At 57.4% G+C, this 18345-nt stretch carries 18 protein-coding genes; 11 read left to right on the plus strand and 7 right to left on the minus strand.

Annotated features, from left to right (window positions below):
- Positions 1-68: 68 nt before the first annotated feature.
- Together J2X76_RS30845 and J2X76_RS30850 are read right to left on the minus strand one after the other, a co-directional pair.
- Positions 69-1487: an MFS transporter gene (locus J2X76_RS30845; protein WP_310221642.1), complete on the minus strand. Its 1419-nt coding sequence runs from the start codon at positions 1485-1487 to the stop codon at positions 69-71.
- An 84-nt stretch (positions 1488-1571) separates the two neighbouring features.
- Positions 1572-2105 (minus strand): TetR/AcrR family transcriptional regulator, encoded by a 534-nt coding sequence (locus J2X76_RS30850; RefSeq protein ID WP_310221691.1) that lies wholly within the window; start codon positions 2103-2105, stop codon positions 1572-1574.
- Between the two features lie 209 nt (positions 2106-2314).
- On the opposite strand from J2X76_RS30850, the gene J2X76_RS30855 reads away from it, so the two are divergent.
- Entirely contained in the window at positions 2315-2722 is a 408-nt protein-coding gene (locus J2X76_RS30855) for a RidA family protein (protein WP_310221644.1), read from the plus strand.
- A gap of 395 nt (positions 2723-3117) precedes the next feature.
- Here J2X76_RS30855 and J2X76_RS30860 read toward each other — a convergent pair whose 3' ends face one another.
- On the minus strand, positions 3118-6084 hold the full coding sequence (locus J2X76_RS30860; RefSeq protein WP_405030131.1) for a TrlF family AAA-like ATPase: 2967 nt from the start codon (positions 6082-6084) through the stop codon (positions 3118-3120).
- Between the two features lie 46 nt (positions 6085-6130).
- Complete coding sequence (locus J2X76_RS30865; protein WP_310221648.1) at positions 6131-7018, minus strand: Shedu immune nuclease family protein; 888 nt, start codon at positions 7016-7018, stop codon at positions 6131-6133.
- Between the two features lie 127 nt (positions 7019-7145).
- Here J2X76_RS30865 and J2X76_RS30870 point away from each other — a divergent pair, with 127 nt between their 5' ends.
- The 5 genes from J2X76_RS30870 (at position 7146) to J2X76_RS30890 (ending at position 11123) form a co-directional block, all read left to right on the plus strand.
- Entirely contained in the window at positions 7146-7679 is a 534-nt protein-coding gene (locus J2X76_RS30870; RefSeq protein WP_310221650.1) for a hypothetical protein, read from the plus strand.
- A 244-nt stretch (positions 7680-7923) separates the two neighbouring features.
- Entirely contained in the window at positions 7924-8118 is a 195-nt protein-coding gene (locus tag J2X76_RS30875) for a hypothetical protein (protein ID WP_130785370.1), read from the plus strand.
- A gap of 14 nt (positions 8119-8132) precedes the next feature.
- Positions 8133-8690, plus strand: a complete 558-nt coding sequence (locus J2X76_RS30880) for an ABC-three component system protein (RefSeq protein WP_310221667.1) — start codon at positions 8133-8135, stop codon at positions 8688-8690.
- On the plus strand, positions 8690-9211 hold the full coding sequence (locus tag J2X76_RS30885) for an ABC-three component system middle component 5 (RefSeq protein WP_310221669.1): 522 nt from the start codon (positions 8690-8692) through the stop codon (positions 9209-9211). Before J2X76_RS30880 ends, J2X76_RS30885 begins: the two co-directional genes overlap by 1 nt.
- Positions 9198-11123: an AAA family ATPase gene (locus tag J2X76_RS30890; RefSeq protein ID WP_310221671.1), complete on the plus strand. Its 1926-nt coding sequence runs from the start codon at positions 9198-9200 to the stop codon at positions 11121-11123. Before J2X76_RS30885 ends, J2X76_RS30890 begins: the two co-directional genes overlap by 14 nt.
- Positions 11124-11444: 321 nt before the next feature.
- Here the strand turns inward: J2X76_RS30890 and J2X76_RS30895 are convergent, their stop codons facing one another.
- Positions 11445-11795: a hypothetical protein gene (locus J2X76_RS30895; protein WP_310221674.1), complete on the minus strand. Its 351-nt coding sequence runs from the start codon at positions 11793-11795 to the stop codon at positions 11445-11447.
- 171 nt (positions 11796-11966) lie between these two features.
- Entirely contained in the window at positions 11967-13109 is a 1143-nt protein-coding gene (locus J2X76_RS30900; RefSeq protein WP_310221676.1) for an RHE_PE00001 family protein, read from the minus strand.
- A 189-nt stretch (positions 13110-13298) separates the two neighbouring features.
- Between J2X76_RS30900 and J2X76_RS30905 the strand changes: the two genes are divergently transcribed.
- The 4 genes from J2X76_RS30905 to J2X76_RS30920 are packed head-to-tail and all read left to right on the plus strand — an operon-like array spanning position 13299 to position 15351.
- Complete coding sequence (locus J2X76_RS30905) at positions 13299-13589, plus strand: type II toxin-antitoxin system prevent-host-death family antitoxin (RefSeq protein ID WP_310221677.1); 291 nt, start codon at positions 13299-13301, stop codon at positions 13587-13589.
- Entirely contained in the window at positions 13586-13963 is a 378-nt protein-coding gene (locus tag J2X76_RS30910; protein WP_310221679.1) for a type II toxin-antitoxin system VapC family toxin, read from the plus strand. Before J2X76_RS30905 ends, J2X76_RS30910 begins: the two co-directional genes overlap by 4 nt.
- Before the next feature lie 12 nt (positions 13964-13975).
- Positions 13976-14224, plus strand: a complete 249-nt coding sequence (locus J2X76_RS30915) for a prevent-host-death family protein (RefSeq protein WP_310221682.1) — start codon at positions 13976-13978, stop codon at positions 14222-14224.
- Positions 14221-15351, plus strand: a complete 1131-nt coding sequence (locus J2X76_RS30920; RefSeq protein WP_310221685.1) for a tyrosine-type recombinase/integrase — start codon at positions 14221-14223, stop codon at positions 15349-15351. Before J2X76_RS30915 ends, J2X76_RS30920 begins: the two co-directional genes overlap by 4 nt.
- 58 nt (positions 15352-15409) lie before the next feature.
- Here the strand turns inward: J2X76_RS30920 and J2X76_RS30925 are convergent, their stop codons facing one another.
- On the minus strand, positions 15410-15844 hold the full coding sequence (locus J2X76_RS30925; RefSeq protein WP_310221687.1) for a hypothetical protein: 435 nt from the start codon (positions 15842-15844) through the stop codon (positions 15410-15412).
- 358 nt (positions 15845-16202) lie between these two features.
- Between J2X76_RS30925 and J2X76_RS30930 the strand changes: the two genes are divergently transcribed.
- A complete protein-coding gene (locus tag J2X76_RS30930) occupies positions 16203-17402 on the plus strand; it encodes an MFS transporter (protein ID WP_310221688.1) in 1200 nt (399 codons plus the stop codon).
- Positions 17403-18345: the final 943 nt, after the last annotated feature.

The raw sequence follows: 18345 nt of genomic DNA on the forward strand, positions 1-18345 counted from the left end.
GGTGAGGCATTGGCAGCGGTCTCGCCCCCAACGGACAATCCGATGATCAAACCCGCCGAGGCTCGCGCTCATCGGACGACCTCTTTCTTCGGTCCGAGGTCGGCAGAAAGCCAACCTGCAATGAGAAGACAAAGACCGATCGCGACTGCTGCAACGCAGTAGGCATGGCCAATCGATCCGACATCGTTCGATGAGCCCAGGATCGAAAAGAACAATCCGCCGATCAGAGCTGTCGCTAAAGCGCCGCCAATCTGAAGCATCGAATTGACCAGGCCGGACGCCAAACCAGACTGCGTCGGGTCAACCCGCTGGACGACTGTCCTCACGAGATTTGGAAGGGCAATTCCTTGTCCGGCACCTACGACGAACAATGCAACGAAAAGATACTCCGGCGTCCCGAACGAGATCAGGGCTGCCGTGCCGAACAATCCGGCAGCCTCCAGGGACATGCCTGCCGCGGTGGAATATCGACCGAAAAGGCGGAAAATGTACCCACTCGCAAATGGCCCCAAGACGAAGCCAACCGCCGCGGGAAGGATTGCAAGCCCGGCCTCAAATGGTGTGCGACCAAGGCCGCTTTGTTGATAAACCGAAAATGTCAGCCAGAAGGCCGCAAAGGCATAGAAGAACAATGCGGCGAGTAGCCCGCGCTTCAATCCCGGAACCTGAAGCAGGCGCGGTGCGAGGATCGGATCTCTTCCAGCCGCCTCCACCTTCTGCTCGTACTGCCAAAACAGGACTAGAAGCGGCAGCGAAGCGGCAAGCATCAGAAGTGACCAGACCGGCCAGCCATGCTCACGGCCCTCGATGAGCGGCCAGATCAGCGCACAAAGCGCGAGTGCAATCAGCACAGCTCCGCCAAGATCCAGTTTGCTTGCGTGCTCAGATCGCGTCTCACGCAATACCATCACCGCGGACGGCGCCGCTATGGCGATCACGGGAAGGTTGATGAGGAAGATGGCCCTCCATCCCAGCCCAAAAATATCGAGCGCAATCAGAGCCCCACCGAGAAACAACCCCGCCATAGATGCGATACCGAATGTCAGCGCGTAAAAGCTGAGCGCCTTTGATTTCTCGTGCTCGGGAAAGATTGCGTTGATGGAGGCCAAAGCCTGCGGCGCCATGATCGCTGCAGCGAACCCCTGAAGGATCCGGCCGAGAACCAGTACCGCTGGCGACCAAGCAAAGCCGCATAAGGCGGAGGCGCCTGCGAACGCGACCATCCCTGCCAGGAAGACATTCCGACGACCGTAGAGATCCCCAAGTCTGCCGCCAGTGATCAGCATGACGGCGTAGGTGGTGGCGTAGCCCGAGATGATCAGCTGCATTGTCGATGCAGCGGCGTGGAAATCCTCACGGATCGAGGGCAGCGCCACGTTGACGATGAAGAAATCCAGGGGCGGCAAGAACGCCCCGGTCAATAGAATGACCAATGCGGTCCATCTGCGCGGGTCATTGGCTTGCTCAAGATTACGAACATGTTCCAAAAGTCTCTCCATGTCGATTGGCAGAGCCGACCAATCGGCTTGTACAGATGCGTCTTTTAGGAACCATTTGGTTCCAAATTAAAGTCAGTCGAAAGGTTTCAGCGCGAAGTCGACCATTGCCTTTGTCGCGTTGCGATCCGCTCCTGCTTTCCCTAAAACTCTCATTCCTTGAATCTGACACACGAGGAACCGCGCTAGCGTTCGATCGTCCAGTTCAGGATCAATCTCACCCAGGGCTTGAGCTCTTATGATCGCCGCCGCGTATAAATCTTGCAGTCGCCGAAACAATCGCGCAATTCGAGCAGAAACCTCTTCGTCTGCCGGAAGCATTTCCACAGCCGACAACACGACAAAGCATCCACGCAGTCCCTCCTTGCCGGAAGACTCTTCGACTTGCCGCGAGAATGCTTCTTTGATGGCAGCTTTCGGCGACGAGTTGGAATGCAGGATTTCCCCAGTCTTTCGAATGGCATCGTCGATGTAGACATCAAGCGCACGGAGATAGACGCCCCGCTTGTCTACAAACGCCTTGTAGAAACTGCCTCTCGATAATTCCATGCCTTCGAGCAAGTCAGGCAAGGAGGCATCGTGATATCCACGATCCCAGAATACGCCCATCGCCTTGCGCACGGCGTCATCAAGCTCGAATTCGCGAGGGCGTCCGGCGGACGGGGATGTCTGACTGTGTTTAACCATGAAGCCAATATGGAACCATTCAGTTCCTATTGCAAGTGATGTTTTCTGTGATTATGGAGAAAGGCCGTTACGTTGAGGCGCCGCCTTTCTCTGACTGGGCCGCCTCTCTCTAAGAGGAAAAGGGCAGGACGATGGATCGAGAAGTCATCATTCCGGAGGAAATGCGCGAAATCGTGGCACGCGCAGGATATGCCCCGGCGGTTAAGGTCGGCCACACGATCTACGTCGTCGGGCAAGTCGGCCGCACGAGGGACCTTGAGGTGATTGAGGACGCGCAAGAGCAGTTTCGCGCCATGTGGGAAAACCTGCGCATTGTCCTTGAGGCAGCGAACTGCACCTTTGACGACGTGGTGGAGATGACTAGCTATCATGTTGAGATGTCGAAGCACATGGATATCTTCCGGACGGTGAAGAACGAAGTCTTCCCAAAAGGAACCTACGCATGGACGCGCATCGGCGTATCCGAGCTTGCACATGCGGGCTTGCTTGCCGAGGTGAAATGCGTCGCGGTAAAGCAATCGCAGACAACCTCAAGCTGATTGGCCAAACAGGCTCAGCCAGCCACTCCGCCTTGAAAGGATTCGAACCCTCAACCCAATTTGTGGCTTTCTTAGTATCAGATATCAAACGCCTGAAAACAAAAGGTTATTGCTGCAATCCGTTCGGTTGGTTCATGAGACGGCGCGACTGCGGCTTAGCGGAAGCGGCGCCGACGTGAATGCCCTGCGTTCATGTTCGTCCACGTCCTTCTTCGCTTCTTCTCTTTCTTTCTCAATCGGGTGGTGTCGGCCGACCCGTCGGTTATCAGCTTGCGAATAACTGTCTGGGCGGAACTTTGTACCCGTCACCCCTTCCGGATCGAAAGGTCGTCAACCCTCTCCGCTCGCTAGGTCTCGCCGCGCTGTTAAGCTTACCCCGCCCTTTGCATCGGGGTTCACCGCTCCAGCCTCACCCTCAATCGACGCGCCCGTTCCTTGAAGGCCTCCTCGCCGCCTTCGAGGATATCGCAAACCTGCTTACGCATGTCGGCATCTTCGAGGCCACCGGAAACATAAGTGATTGGCGGCAATTGACCGGGGGTGTGGGTGCCGGCGCTTGCGACGATGATCTGGTCCGCGTCTGTATTGATAACAAGATTGGCGTTGTGCGTCACCATGATGACCTGGCGCTTCGCCTTGGCGGCGATGAACAGGCTGACGAGTTCGTCGAAGATGGATTTTGGATCGAGATTTTCCTCGGGCTGATCGATGATCAAGGGCCGATGATCGCTTTCGTCGAGCGCGAGATAAAGCAGTAGCAGGACTATGCCGCGCGTGCCTGGCGAGAGCTTGGTGATGTCTGTACCTTCATAATCGATGCCGTACTCGATCTGAATGTGATCGGTGCTGAACAGCCACTTAGCAAACCGCATGAGCCAGGCTCGGTATGCCGCCTGATCATTTGACGCCACGTTGGCGACAGCGAGCAACTCGTCCTGCCAGGCCTCGGTGAAGCGCTGGATCGCTTCATCAACCGCGGCGACGTCGCCTTCCTCCCAAGCCTTCCGCAGATTCGTGTTTGCCCACTGTTCGAGCGTTCCCTTGCCCTTGAAATCACCGGCGCGACGAAGATCGAAAAGTTTTTCGCCGAGTGAAGCCCACTGCTTGACATCGGCATGCCGTCTTGCGGAAAAGGAAAGCTTCTGCAGCGTGCCCTTCGCGGTCTGAAGGCGATCGACCAGTGGCTGATACAGGTCCCGCAAGACCTGTTCTTCGGCGATAAGCGAACCAAACACGCGAAGGTAGGTTTCCCGCCGCTGCTTGCTTAATTCAGTCATCCGTTCCGCCGCGCCTTCGCAATCTGACAGCCTCTGGCGCGTGTTCTCGATCTGCGTGTTTTCTTCCGCGATCCGCTTTACGAGGTTGCCGAACTTGGTCGCTGTCTCGGTGTCGATGTTGATGAGCGCCTGTAATCGCGCTGCCTCTGCCTCAAGGACTGCGAGCGGCGATTTCTCGGGATCGGCATCCGCCGCGAGATAGGATTGGTTGGGGTCGGTCAGAGGCGTTGGCGCAACGCCACGCCAACCAGCCGCGTTCTTGCGCGCGGTGTCAATCCGGGCCGCAAGTGCAGCATCGACGTCACCCTGATATTCGAGAAGAAACGCCTTCCAGTCGGCATCGTCCAATCGAGCGGCAACGAAACTCGCCTTGGTCTGACGGAGTGCTTCGGGCGCCTTATTCTGCCGGAAGGCTTTCACTTCATCCTGCAGGGCAAGGAGCGACGTTTCTTGGTTCGCGAAGAAGCGCAGGTAGGAACGTACCTTCTCGGCCACGTTAGCGATGATGGTGAGGCGGTCGGCGCGCACTTCGCTGCCTTTGACAATGAGCTTGTCCCGATCCGCTTCCAAGCCCTTGACTGTTTGTTCCTTCTGGGTGAGCTGCTGTTTGAGCCCAGGAATCTGCCGTCTTTTTTCACGCTCGAGCCCGATCTCATCCGACAAAGTTCCGATCGCCTCTTCCTCGCGCTGGCGGGCCAGACGATGGCGTGTGGCGCGCAGCTCGAGAAGCTGATCGAACCTGAATGTTCCATCCTTCTCTGGATGCGCCTCAAAGATCACCCGCTCGATCTCTCTGAGCAGGGCGTCGGTTATGCCATCGGCCGAGCAAAGTTCCTCGACGAATTTCTGAGAGAGATATCGTGCCCGGGGAAACCGTCCGTCCAGCTCCGGATCGTATTCATAGTCGAGGAGGTCGCACAACGAAGGATCGCCGCTTCCCCAATCCAGCTGAACACTGGCGCCGTTCAAAAGGTCCCCGGCGCGAACGAGAAAGGAAGCGGGGCTCAGATGCTCGGATGCCGCATCGCAGCCGGCAGCGATGGCGTCAGCAAGCGCGGTCTTGCCGGAGCCGCGGGCACCGATGATCGCAACCAGGCCGGGATTGAGCTCAAGCGTTGGCGTCGTCGCCCAAACGGCATCCCGAATCGTGACACGGGAAATTACCTGCGACGGTGTCGCCCGAATGGGAGGCGCGGCGCCGACGAACGCGCGACCTGCTGGGTCGATCACAGCTTGTCGCAACGAATCGAAATGTGCTCCGCCCTTGACCCAGGAGTAACGATCGCCATCGGGCGCGCCGATTTTCCCTGTCTCGTGGGCGTCGCTGCCGTGCAGACATGGCTTAAGAGCTCCATAGCGGGAGCGGATATCATCGGGACTGGCGCTTGCCTTCCTGCCCAGCCAGAAATCGCGTTGGGTGGCACTGCTGGCGAAGATGACGTGCGCGAAGCGTTCGACCTCCTGTCTTTGTGCGCCCTCCGCCTCGCCTCGCATTCCGGACGTCCCGTCATGCTCGCTGCCGGCAACAGCGATAAGAATGTTGTTTTTGGCCCAGTCGATGGCGCGATAGAGTTCTGCCAATTGTTCGAAGCTGACCTTGAACTGTGTCGCGCCACGCGCGAGAGCGGCTCGCCCAGACAGGCCGGCGTCGATTTTCGAACCGAGGCGGGTCAACTCGTCCGGCGTACAGGCGAACCTGTCTCCGGAATATTCAAAAGTCAGCTGTGAGAGGAACCGCTGTGTCGCGCCGATGTGATCCGGATCCTCGGGATTGATGAGGAGATGACAGTTAACCCAGTTGCCCTTCACCGTACCGAAAGCCAGACGCAGCTCGACATTCGGAAAAACAAGATCGACGCCGGGGAGACGTCCATCGCGGTGCTTCGCATCACGAACTCGCTCATAGGTATCTAGCAGATAGTAGTCGGTCACACCCAACGCGCGGATCGCTGGCGTACTCGCCTCGATTTTCGAAAGATATTGTTCCCAGGTGTCTGAGCCTTTGAACTGGTCATTGAGCACCGTCCCCGGCGCATGAATATGAGGCTCCCACCGGAGCCATCGCGATCCCGAGTTTCCCACAATATCCCCACTGCACAATCGACTGTCTCTAAATGAAGTTGGTGCACCGTCAGGTGGCTGATGCCGATCCCCGTCGCCGTTCTTCCGAGCTCTTCAGCAGCCGAACGACATTGGGATGCATCCCTGCTTCCCCGGCACGCTTCCAAGCACCCATATCCGGCCACTTCTCATTGACGATCAAGGGATAGTTCGCCAGCCACGCATCCATGTCGTATCCGTCAGCCCGCAGAGCAGCTTCGGCAGCCGGATCTACAGAAAGATGCTCTGGCAAAAGATAGGTGAACAGGTTGCTGGGTAGTCCTTCGACGGAGCGGAGGCGGAAGCCAGCGCCGGTTTTCGTCAGTATCGCGCGCGCCTCGCCGAAGCCGGCGCCTACTGCACGCAGGATCGTGTCGTAGGTCATGACCTGGATCTGTTTGTCGGCGCGTAACGCGGCCAAGCGCTTTCGCTTGGCTTCGTTGCTGTCTTTCTCGGCTGACCGCCCGATGACCAGGACACATTCGAGCGATACGGCGTTCCGGCGCATGCCGGGCGGAACGAGCAGATATTCGAGCGAGTCCAGAACCGTTCGACGGTTTTCGCTCCAAAATTCCCGCCATACGTCGACCTGTGCGATCGCGTCGTTCATCTCTGCGGTGAAGCCTACATGCTTGCTGGATTGAGTGAAGAGCTTCTTACCTGCGTCTTCGAGTTCCACAAGAACGAGTTTCCATTCATCCGACGATTTCGTCAGATAGGCGTAATCAGCAATTCGCTCCCCGATCGGGAATTTGGAAATAATGGTGTTCAGGTGAAGACGGTGGTTGAGCAAACCCGGCGTCGGCAGAAAGGTCGTATGTTGCTCGAGGAAAGCCTGGATCGCGTTCTCTTGTCGTCCGGGTTTGGAAAGCAACGCCTTGAATTCTTCAATGTACTTCTCTTCTATCAGCGATTTCATGAAATGAATGCCCCCTCTAAAGCCCGATAAAACATTTCGCGTGTACAACTGAAGTTTGCAATAGATTTCATTGCTTTCTGCCTGTGAGATCAGCATAACCCTTCGAGGGGCGTGTTTGGAGAATGGCATGGGTGAAGCCAAGATTGGGCGGGAAAAGCTTAGAGCGGCAATGATCGCCGAGCTAGAGCGGCTGATGGTTCCTGCCTCGGCCGAAGAAAACGTGCTTAACGACGAAATACGTGCATTAACATTCTATAAGTTCGACCGAGTGCCAGACCAGCAGTTGGCTTATATGAAAATGGAAGCGCAACGCTGCCATCAGAACGCGGCGGCATATGCTAAGCTCGATCCGTCTGGTGAAAGTCGCCATGTGTCTGGCTGGTGGAAACGCAACGGCATATTTTACTTCCACTCTGTTATCCTGTCCCAGACTAAATTGTATTGCATCACCCCGCACCCAGATCGTGCTCCGCTACAATTCGCACCCGACTTCGAAATTGTTTGGCGCGAGAGTGGCGGGGTGATGAATGCTGATCGGCGTGGCTCAAAGCTACCATATCTGGTCCGCGACTTTCCCGAGAAGGTGATCGAAGAGGCGACAGCAGCTCATGAGGCTTTGATAAAAGGTGCGGACCCTCGGTCGATCAAGATTGCTCTGTAGGTCGTCGCCATCGAACCCCGCGGCTTTGGAGTCGATCGCCGTATCGGTTGGATGACGACGCCACACGCTTTGCCATGCTAACTGGCGGTGCTTCGAAGCAAGACTACTAGCGCCCACAGTGAAAAACCACGCGCCGGTGACCTTAAATAATCGCGGGATGGCACCCAAAGCATGCAGATACCCGGCGACATAAGCCGATCTCCCGTATAATGATCGTTCTGGTAGTAGAGGGGGTGCTTTGACGATGGATTTTATTACCGCTCATTTCTCGGAAATCGTATCGCTTGTTATTGGGTTGATCGGCGGTGGCACGATTGGCTCTCTCGTGACCTTCAAAATCGTCGGCGGCCAGAAAGCGTCCAGCGGCGGCAGCAATGTGAACCAATCTGGCTCAAAGGCAGGCGGCGATATCGTCGGCGGCAACAAGTCCAGCAGGTAACCGGTAGGCCTAACGTGGTACCAGCAGTTGTAACGCAGTCAAACTCGTCTGCCGGCGGTGATATCGTCGCTGGAAATAAGACTATCCATCACAACTACCCAGTCGTGGCGTCGAGAATTGAGGCCCTGATGCTCGGGCTCGCCAAAGAAATTGAGACGAAGCAAGAGGTGCAGGGCATCATCGACAGTTTGCAGTTTTATTTCAAGCAAATAGCTCCTGATGGGATTGCAGGTCTAGAGGCCAAGCTTAACCACGCCGACCGTGGCGGGGAAATCTATATTGCATACGAGAAGAAGGAGTTATTCGTGAAACTCCTCGACAAATACTCGCTCTATGAATCTGCACAAAAGATCTTCGCTTACCTATTGGCCAAAGTCGAACACGAATTCAATTTTGCCGTTCACCCTCGGGTCACCTATTGCGACGCTCTTCAGATCAACCAACTAATTAGCACTAAAATCGTGGAACCCATTGTCGCTGAATGCGGCGTTGGTCCTTTGGATGTCAACCATAACGTTGCTATGGGCATGGTCTATTGGCTCGCCGAGCAGTGCTTTGTAAGGTGGCACTGATGGTTCAGCTTTCATTCGAACCAGCGCTCGACCCGTACCACACCATGTTTCGCGCGCTTCGTCTCATGCCCATTATTGCGACTATCGGTAGGCTCGAACGCGACCACGTTCGAATACTCGATTTTTTCCTGGTTTTCCCATTCAAGCTTCTCGATCTTCGCTTGAAGCCAGAGCACCGTCGCTTTCGGGCCCTTGGCAAGCGATATGCTGCAGAGAAGCCTTACGCCGAGCAACCTGAGAGCGGCCAGTTGATCAAAAGGATGGCTCCAATCTCGGACGCGGCATATCAAAGCCTGGCTGCGAAAGGTTTTATCGACGGCAGTGATTATGACGCTGGATGGGTCAAGCCCACTGAGAGCTGGATGCCGGACATCTTGGCTGAAAAAATAGTCGCAGCTAACACTGATCAGCAGGATCTGATGGATCTATTGGCCACACTCGCTCGAGAATACGACTTAGGCGGCGAGAACGGTCTAAAGCACCGTTCCGGTCTTATGGAGCATCGTTATGATGCAGTATAACCCTACCCTTAAAGTCAAACGTCTTGTCGTGATGCGGAACGATATTACCGTCTACGACGGTCGTTTCCATTCCGGGGTCAACATTCTTCGCGGCGACAACTCGTCGGGAAAATCGACAATCTTGAACATGCTATTTTATGGCCTCGGTGGAGAGCTAACCGACTGGAGCGACGTAGCTCTCTTGTGCACACATGTACTGGTCGAGGCTACTTTCAATGGCATGGTAGCCACATTGCGGAGAGAGATATCCGAGAGCGCCGGCCGGCCTATGGAAATCTACTCAGGCGACTACGAGCAATCGTTACAAGCTCCGATCACAGATTGGAGCCGTTATCCCTATCGTCGATCCGAGACGATGGAAAGCTTCTCTGAGGCGCTATTTCGCCTCCTCGATATTCCTGAGGTGACAAGCGATCAGACCGGCAATCTTACAATCCACCAAATTCTGCGGCTGCTCTATGCTGATCAATTAAGCCCTGTTGAACAGCTATTTAAGTTCGAACCGTTCGATCCTCCGACGCTCCGTGATACGGTAGGACGTCTTCTCTGCGGCGCATACAACAGCGAAGTCTATAACAATGACGTTCGATTGAAGGCCCTGGTGCGGAACTTCGATCAAACAAGCGCTCAACTGAAGAGCCTGTTTGCCGTTCTCGGCCGTACCGATCAAGCGCACACACTCGATTGGGTCCAAGCGGAAAAAACCATTCTGCAGCAAAAACTCGAAAGCATTCAGGGCCAGATCGAGGATGCAGAACGTCAGCTTTATCAGTCAACGTCACAAGACGAGTTGACGCTCACCGCGCAGCAGCAGGCTTACGACAATGTGCAGAAGCTGCAGCAGCAAATTGCGGTAGCGAAAGAGGCGCGGGATGCTATCTCGTTTTCGATCGCTGATTCCGACCTTTTCATTTCAAGTCTCCAAAGGAAACTGGACGCCCTTTCAGACTCTGAAACTGTTGCCAAGAGTCTCGGCGATATTCAGTTTAGAACCTGTCCGTCATGCTACTCGGCCGTAGAAGCCGCGGACGAACCAAATCATTGCCACCTATGCAAGGCCGATTTGAACGAAGGGCCTGCCCACACGCGAATTGTTGCGCTCTTGAACGAAACCGGCCGCCAGTTGAAGCAGTCGCAGCTTCTTCAACAACGACGTATCAATGAGCTTGAAAAACTAACTGCGCAGCTCAACTCTTTAGAAGCCGAGTGGCTGCATGCTTCCCGCCGCCTTTCTGAGCTTCAACGGCTTCCGTCGACAGCTCTGAGGGGACTCTTGCGTCAGCTCGGTCGCGATGCAGGGTACGTAGAGCGCCAACTTGAGGATCTCGATCATAAGCTGGCAATCGCGACTGAAATCCAGCAGCTGACAGACGCGAAAGAAAAGCTCAATACTGAAATCACGAGACTTAGAAACCGCAACGATCTCTTAAGGGCAGGGCAATCCAAACGCCTGCAGAAGGCTTACGCGGCTATCGATCAAGAAGTAGTCAAGCTTCTCCACCGAGATTTACCGAGGCAGGACGCCTTCATCTCGGCGAAGCATGTTGAGTTTGACTTTGGCGCCAACAGCATCACAGTCGACGGGCAGGGATACTTCTCTGCAAGCTCACGTGTTGTGCTCAAGACCGCCTTTTTCGTCGGTTTTCTTTGGGCAGCCACCAAGGACAGAGAATTCCGTCATCCGCGTTTCTGCATCTTGGACACCATCGAAGACAAAGGGATGGAGCAGATCCGCAGCCATAATTTCCAACGGATGATTGTCGAAGATTCAGACGCGTGTAACGTTGACCATCAGATCATCTTCGCGACTGCTATGATCGCACCCGAACTGGATGACCCGAAGTACACAGTCGGCGACTACTCAACGCTTTCTGAAGCGACGCTGGCGATCAGGAAGCCATCAGTGGGATGAAGCGACACCGGCTCTGAAATTCGTTCGGTGAACTTTGGCCAACCTGCAAGCACGGGATGGAAATCAAATCGCCGCGGTCATTATATTCGCCTCAGCGACGCGCCTTCGTCGAGTCGACGTAACGCCGCCTCAATTTCGGCCATAAGAGGACGACCGCGTAAGCGATGGACACGATGCTCAACAACGCCGGAACAAAACTGGACGTAGTCAGCGTCGTCACGATCGGAGAGACGTCCGGCCGGAGGTGCGAAATGATTTGCACCAGCGCCACTGCTACGTAGCAGATCCTTGTTGTAATGCCGAGTAGGTCACTAAGTTGTTTCACTTCGCTCCCCCGTCTGGAAGCTTTTTGGTCGCAGGGGATGCACTGGAAGATATGCGCCGCTGTTTCGATGTAACTGTGGTGATCACGCCCCTCACCACGAAAGGCCATCCAAGGCCAAGCGTGATTGCCTGCAGTGTAACCCTCGGCTCGTACATGCCGATGACAAGAAGCGGACCAAAAAGGGCGTAGAACGCGACGTCGCCGAGTAGGAGCCAACCTGGCCGCAAAACAATTCCGTACTTTTCGAGCACCGAACCGATGCCAGCGTAGTCGGTCGCATTAATGTTCAGCACGAACCCGCCCGCCGCTCCGGCTACACACCACCAGTATAATGCAAGTTCGCTCAAATTCGGCTCGCGATGAACAACATACTGCATTGAAGACGAATTCCCATGAGGTTGCAATGCCTCAGGCGTAAGTTAGCGTGGGCCCGCCTACAGAGGGACCAGCGGTTGCTAATGGTGATAGTAAAATATGCAAGCTAAAGGACTTTAAGATTTGGTCCCGAGCTTAGTAATCTACATAACTCCCCATGCCCGAAACCTCCCCCTGCCCGTCATCTCGCGCAGGCCGAGTTCCATCACGATCCGCCGCGCCGCCTGCGGCGTCACCTCGAGCGTCTTCGCGACCATCGTGCCGGACACGAGAGGCTTTGCCATGACAAGCTCGACCAGCGCCGGCAATTTGGAGGACGTCCGGCGCCCTTCCAGTTTCCGATCCATCATCCTCTTTGCCAGCATCAGCCGGTCATGCTCCTTCATGCCGATCTCGGCGGCTGCCAAAAGACCGCGAGCAATGGCAAGCAGCCGCGTCTCGCGATCGCGATGCCGGCGCCGATCGACGGGTATGGATTTCAGTCCGAGATTGAGCGCCGCGAGATGAGCGCCGGTGGTGACGCCGGCCTGGCGCAGGATAGAGGCGGCAAACAGCCGGCCGAGCCAGGGCGCATGCTGCAGGACGGCCATCTCATTCCAGGCATCGAGGGCGACAATCGCCTGCAGCACCGCCGGCAGGCTTTCAGCCTGGCGCAGCACAGCGCGCCACTCGTCGAGCCGGGCATCCTCGTCCCAGTCGACATCATAGATGAGAGGATCCTTTTCGGCCGGACGGCCACCAGTTCGATCGGGTCGGGTCGCATTCTCGATGGCCGCATTCGATCGGGCTAGCACCGCATCGATGGCGGCGTAGTCGACGCCGGGTAGATCCTCCGCGTCGTTGTGATCCTTCCCCTCCCCTTCCGGATCAAACACGGCCGCGATCGCCGGGCGGACGGAGCCGGCCATCTCCGCCTCGCTCTGGTCGGCCGAGGTGATCTCCGAAGTCTGTCGCAGCGTGCGCAAGCCGTCAGCCGATAACGCCCAGTCGGGTGACTGGCCAGAAATGCGCCGGCGGCTGCGAAGAACGTCGCGGGCGATGGTCAGTTCGTGGGTTGGGGCGCGAATATCGCGGGTGGCGTCGTGGAGGACGAGGTCTTCGAGATGGACGAGTTCGCCGTCGACCCACAGCGAGGCGCAGGCATCGGCAAAATGCATGCGCTCGACAAAGCCGGCGCCGACCGGCGAGCGGGCGATGCGCTCGTCGAGACGGGTGAGCGCGATGCCGGCGTCGAAAGCTGGCCCCATCAGGGCTGTCATGCTGATTTTCGCAAGATCGTAAGCCATTGATTTTATGGTAAACGGTTTGCTAAACGAATGCTATCTCGGAGTTATCATTCCTCACTCCCTATGATGCACCGGCGCACCGCTGACCATCGATAAGTAACCCCTATCGGAAGTGAGATGTACACTGCAATTGTACGCGCGGGTCTGCGATGCTATTGTGCTATCCGAATGGCAAATTCGGAGCTCAGAATGCCCCAGACCAGCTACAAGATCAGCGAAGCCCGCAAAAAGTTCGCCGAAGTCCTTGAGCGCGCCAACCAAGGCGAGGAAATCGTCATTATGCGCGGCAACGAGGTCTACGCCCGCATCGGCCCGGCCGACGGCGGCAAACGGCCGTTCGGCCTGTTGCGTAAGCGTGGCCTACCCGACGATCTGTTCGACGATGTCGATGCTGAACAGGCGGCCATCGATTCGGGCGATTGGAACGACGATACAGGCGTCTGGCAAGGCAAGCCTGCGGAGCAAGAGAGCCGCTCGTGAAAATTCTGCTCGACAGCCACGCCGTCTACTGGTGGACGATCGGCAGCGACCGACTTTCCTTGAAGGCTCGGTCGCTGATCGAGGACAAGGCCAACACCATTCTAGTCAGCGCCGTCTCCTTCTACGAACTGGGCAACAAGATGCGGCTGAAGAAGCTCGACCTCAAGCCGCAGGAATTGCGCGCCGCGGTGACGGCCAGCGGCCTGCAGACGCTCGCCATCAACGATCTGCATGCCGAACTGGCGGCAAGCTTCGATTGGGAGCACCGCGACCCCTGGGACCGGATTCTCGCCGCCCAAACGCGGCTTGAGCATTGCACCTTTGTGTCGCTCGACACTGCCTTCGATGCGGTGCTACACGAACGCGTCTGGTGAGGAGCGCTTGACATGAAAATCCTGGTGGAGATTTCCGAGGCGGCGGAGCGCCTGGAGGAATTGATCGAGCTGGCTCATCGTCGCGACGAGATCCTAATTTGCCGCGAGGGACGGCCGATCGCGACCTTAACGGCGATTGCCACTCGGACAGGGACGATGAACGCCTTACTGAGACTGGCGGCCGAGGGTCGGAAAAACGTACCGGCCGGCACCACCTCCAACCACGATGATCTTTACGACGAACACGGCCTGCCAAAATGAGTGCCGTCCATCGCCGCGCTCACGACTTGGATACGATCGCCGCCGTGCTGCCTCTTGAACGGCGGGACGAACTAGCCGAGCTCCTCACCGACCAGGACATCGAGACCCTGAGTCATCTTGTCAATGGAGGCATGGGCGCCAACACGCTGCGTGCTCTGACCTCCGATCTCGCTTACCTGCAGGCCTGGTCGCTGGCGGCAACCGGCAGATCCCTGCCCTGGCCGGCGCCCGAAGCCCTCCTCCTCAAATTCGTCGCCCACCATCTGTGGGATCCGCAAAAACGCGCCGCCGATTCGCATCACGGCATGCCGATCGAGGTCGAACAGACACTTCGCAGCCAAGGATTTCGGAAGACGAGCGGTCCACATGCCCCCGATACGGTCCGCCGGCGGCTTGCCACCTGGTCGACGCTGACCAAATGGCGCGGGTTCGACGGTGCCTTCGCCTCGCCCGCCCTCAAGTCCGCCATTCGTCTCGCCGTACGTGCCACGCCGCGGCCAAGAAAGCGCAGGAGCGCCAAGGCGGTCACCGGCGATGTTTTGGCAAAATTGCTCGCAACCTGTAGCACCGACAGGCTGCGGGATATCCGCGACCGGGCGATTTTGATGGTTGCTTTCGCCTCCGGCGGTCGCCGGCGCAGCGAGATCGCCGGATTGCGCAAGGAGCAGCTCACCACCGAGCCCGCGATCGAGGTTGAGAACGGCTCTGCTCTCTCCTCTCTCGCCATTCATCTCGGCCGCACGAAAACGAGCGGAGCGGATCACGACGAGGTGGTCTATCTCACCGGTCAGCCGGTCGAGGCTTTAAATGCCTGGCTCGCGGCTGCCAAAATCGACGCTGGCAGCATCTTCCGAAAAGTCGACCGATGGGGCAATGTCTCCCACCGCCCACTCGATCCGAAGGCGGTCAACGACGTCGTCAAACAGCGGGCTGCCATGGCTGGACTGGACCCCCGGGAGTTTTCGGCGCACGGGCTGAGATCTGGTTACCTGACCGAAGCCGCCAATCGCGGCATTCCTCTTCCCGAGGCAATGGAGCAGTCACGTCATCGCTCTGTGCAGCAGGCGTCGAGTTACTATAACAGCGCAACAAGACGAAGTGGTCGGGCCGCTCGACTGATCGATTAACGGCTGCGCCGACGCGACAGGGCGCGAGTTCTGTGAAAGCTGCTCGGCTGGAACGCCGTTAGCTCTGCTGCGCGAGGAGGTTGCGCAGTCGATCCTCAGGTTTCGCAACCTGCACCATCTCCAGCCCAGAAGACTCCACTTTCTTCAAAAGAGAAACGTCCAGACGTTTGCCTCCGATCTGGAACACGCGTCCGTTGAACTCAATACCAAGAACATCGAGCTTCTCACCCGCATTCAACTTCTCGGTCGTAATTTGTTCCTGCAGCGTGAACTTTGCGACAAGGTAATCGCTGATGGGCATGCACAGTTCGCGTTTCTTCAAAGCCTCAAGCTCTGTTTGAAGGCCTTCTAACTTCTCCGACTTCTGTTGAGGCTCGATTGCGTCAGCCTTCCCGGCGTCCTCCTCTCTGAAACCAGCGCCTGGCGTAGTACGGTCCCTTGCGCCATAGCGGTGGACTGTCGCGAAACTAGACATCGACTGTATTGTGGTCACGGCATATCTCCTGTGGGGCGATACCGATAGCCTGTCACAACCAGCTTGCACCGAACTCGCCAGCGAATCCTCCTCGCGAAGCAGCTTGGTGATGCTTCCACGGATATGCCCGGGGAGATCAGCGTCGATCCGATCGCTTAGCCGGTATCTGACGAAGGCATTATGACTTTAGCGGACCGCCCGCTCCGAGGCGAAGACGTAAAGGACAGATATCCTCTTTCGGTCTTTGACCGTCATGCTCAGATCCTCGCGTTGTCTCTCCAACGCGGTCAAATACGTCTCGTCGCTCACATTTTCTGTCATCAAACTGATACGCTTCAGTTGCTAATGATTTGCAATTGCAGATCGGATAGCATTGATGACCGAAGACCATACCGAGACCCATCTTCTCTTCCCCCTCGCCGTTCTCTCGATTGCCCAGCTGATCGGCTGGGGCGCGGTCGGCTTTCCCGCCGTCGCAGCGCCGCAGATGGCGTCGGATCTTAGTATCGGCATGCCTGAAGTCTTTGCCGGGACGACGCTTTTCTATGTGGTGATGGGGGCGTGTTCGCCGGCGCTGTCGCGAGTGGTTGCGAACCTTGGGGCGCGGCCGGTGATGATTGCGGGGACGGCCGGTTCGGCGGCCGGGCTTCTTCTCCTGTCGCTGGCCCATTCGCCGGCTGGCTATTTCCTGGGATGGCTGATCATCGGGGCCGCGGGCAGCGCCAGCCTGACCATGCCGGCGCATATCCTGCTGAACGAGATTGCCGGGCGGAAGGCGGGGCGGGCGATTGCGACGCTAATGCTGGTGACGGGCCTGTCGAGCACGATCTTCTGGCCGCTCACCTCGTTTCTGCAGGCGGAGATCGGCTGGCGCGGGGCCTGCGAGGTCTATGCGCTTGCCATGGCTCTCGTCTGCCTGCCGCTCTATGTCTTCGGCCTGCCGCGCAGACGCATCGACGCGCTCCCTTCAGGCGTAGCGGCGGCGCCCGTTGCGGCGCGCAGCTATGACCGGACTTTCGTGCTGATCGTTGCGGCGATCGTCTTCAATGCTTTCATCACCTATGGCTTCAGCTCGGTGCTGATCGAACTGCTGAAAGGCGAAGGCCTCAGTGCCGCGCAGGCGCTGGCCTTCGGCTCGGCGCTCGGCATCATCCAGATCGCGGCGCGCGGCGTGAATTTCGTTGCCGACAACAAATGGGATGGGGTGGCGATCGGCATCGGCTCGTCGGCGATGCTTTGCCTTTCGCTCCTGATCCTACTTACAGTACAGGGTTCGCCGGTCGCGGTCGGCGTCTTCCTTGTGCTCTATGGCACGAGCAGCGGCGCGCTGGCCGTGGCGCGCTCGACGATCCCGCTAGTGTTTTACGACAAGGGCGAATTTGCGAAGGCGTTGTCGCAGATCGCCCTGCCGCTCAACTGGATTTCGGCCGCCTCGCCACCTGTTCTCATCTGGCTGATGAGCAACTACGGAAACGGCGCCGTGCTGTCGCTCTGCCTGTTCTGCTCGCTCTCGGCGATCGTCATGCTCTGCCTGCTGCGTGGCCGGCGACCGATGGACGGTGCGGTCGCCGCATAACAGCACCCTGAAATGAAAAAAGCCTAACGGGAGCAAGGCTCCTGCATCGAGAGTGCGCTGATATCAGCCGCGGCCGCGCTTGCGGCCCTGGCCGAGACCCTTCCTGGGCGAGGCGGGAGCGCTCTTCGGCATAGGCGGGAACAATCCGGGAGTTCTGCATATAGCTAGCCTACGCGGCGGAAAGTGGGTGGGGATCCACGGTTGTCGGTGTGGTCATGAGCGGGTATTCTCTTGCAGCTGGACCACGATAGGAGCGGCTTTGGCTCGCTTTGCCTTCTTCTATGGCGCGTTCGAGTACCGCGAATCGCGCTGCAGGTAGGATCGAAGCATCAATGGAGCGATCTGTCCTCGTCGGCAAGCTGTGCTCGCCCCAAATGTTTCTTGGGATGGGGTTCCCCATCAAGAACTCGAACGCTGCCACTCTTTTTGACCCCGCGTTAGTTCGCACTTGAATTTCAGCTCGTATCAGTCCCGCTTGCTGGAAGCGCCGCACCATCAGCTAAAAACGCGCCCCCTCCATCTTTGGATCCGCCATCGCATAGGCTACCACACGATCCGGCAGGAGCTCCTTGTTCCATGCCCCGACCTGCGCCACCCTATGTCGGCGCGTTTCTACACCAAGGGTTGAGGCTTGCTGGGCGCTCATCAGCGGGTGTAGTGGAGGCGGGACGTCGGCTGTGATGCCTGCCACGAAATAAGTGCCGGCACTAATTGCCACATTGAGACGTGCCGTGCATACGGCTATGGTGGAAATGTGTCATGACCGGCACACGGAGCATCTATAAGCGAACGGTTGAATTTGATTGAGCGATGGGCGGTGCGCGCAGTGTGCGTGCTTGCTTTGCTGCTCGTCGGGTTTGCCCACAAGCCTCTCAACCTCGATTATCATTCCATTCCAGCAAGCGAGCTTGCCGCTTATACACTACCTGACGGCACCCTTCCG

It is taken from the genome of Neorhizobium sp. 2083 (genome assembly GCF_031455615.1).
In the GTDB taxonomy this organism is placed as follows: Bacteria; Pseudomonadota; Alphaproteobacteria; order Rhizobiales; family Rhizobiaceae; genus Neorhizobium.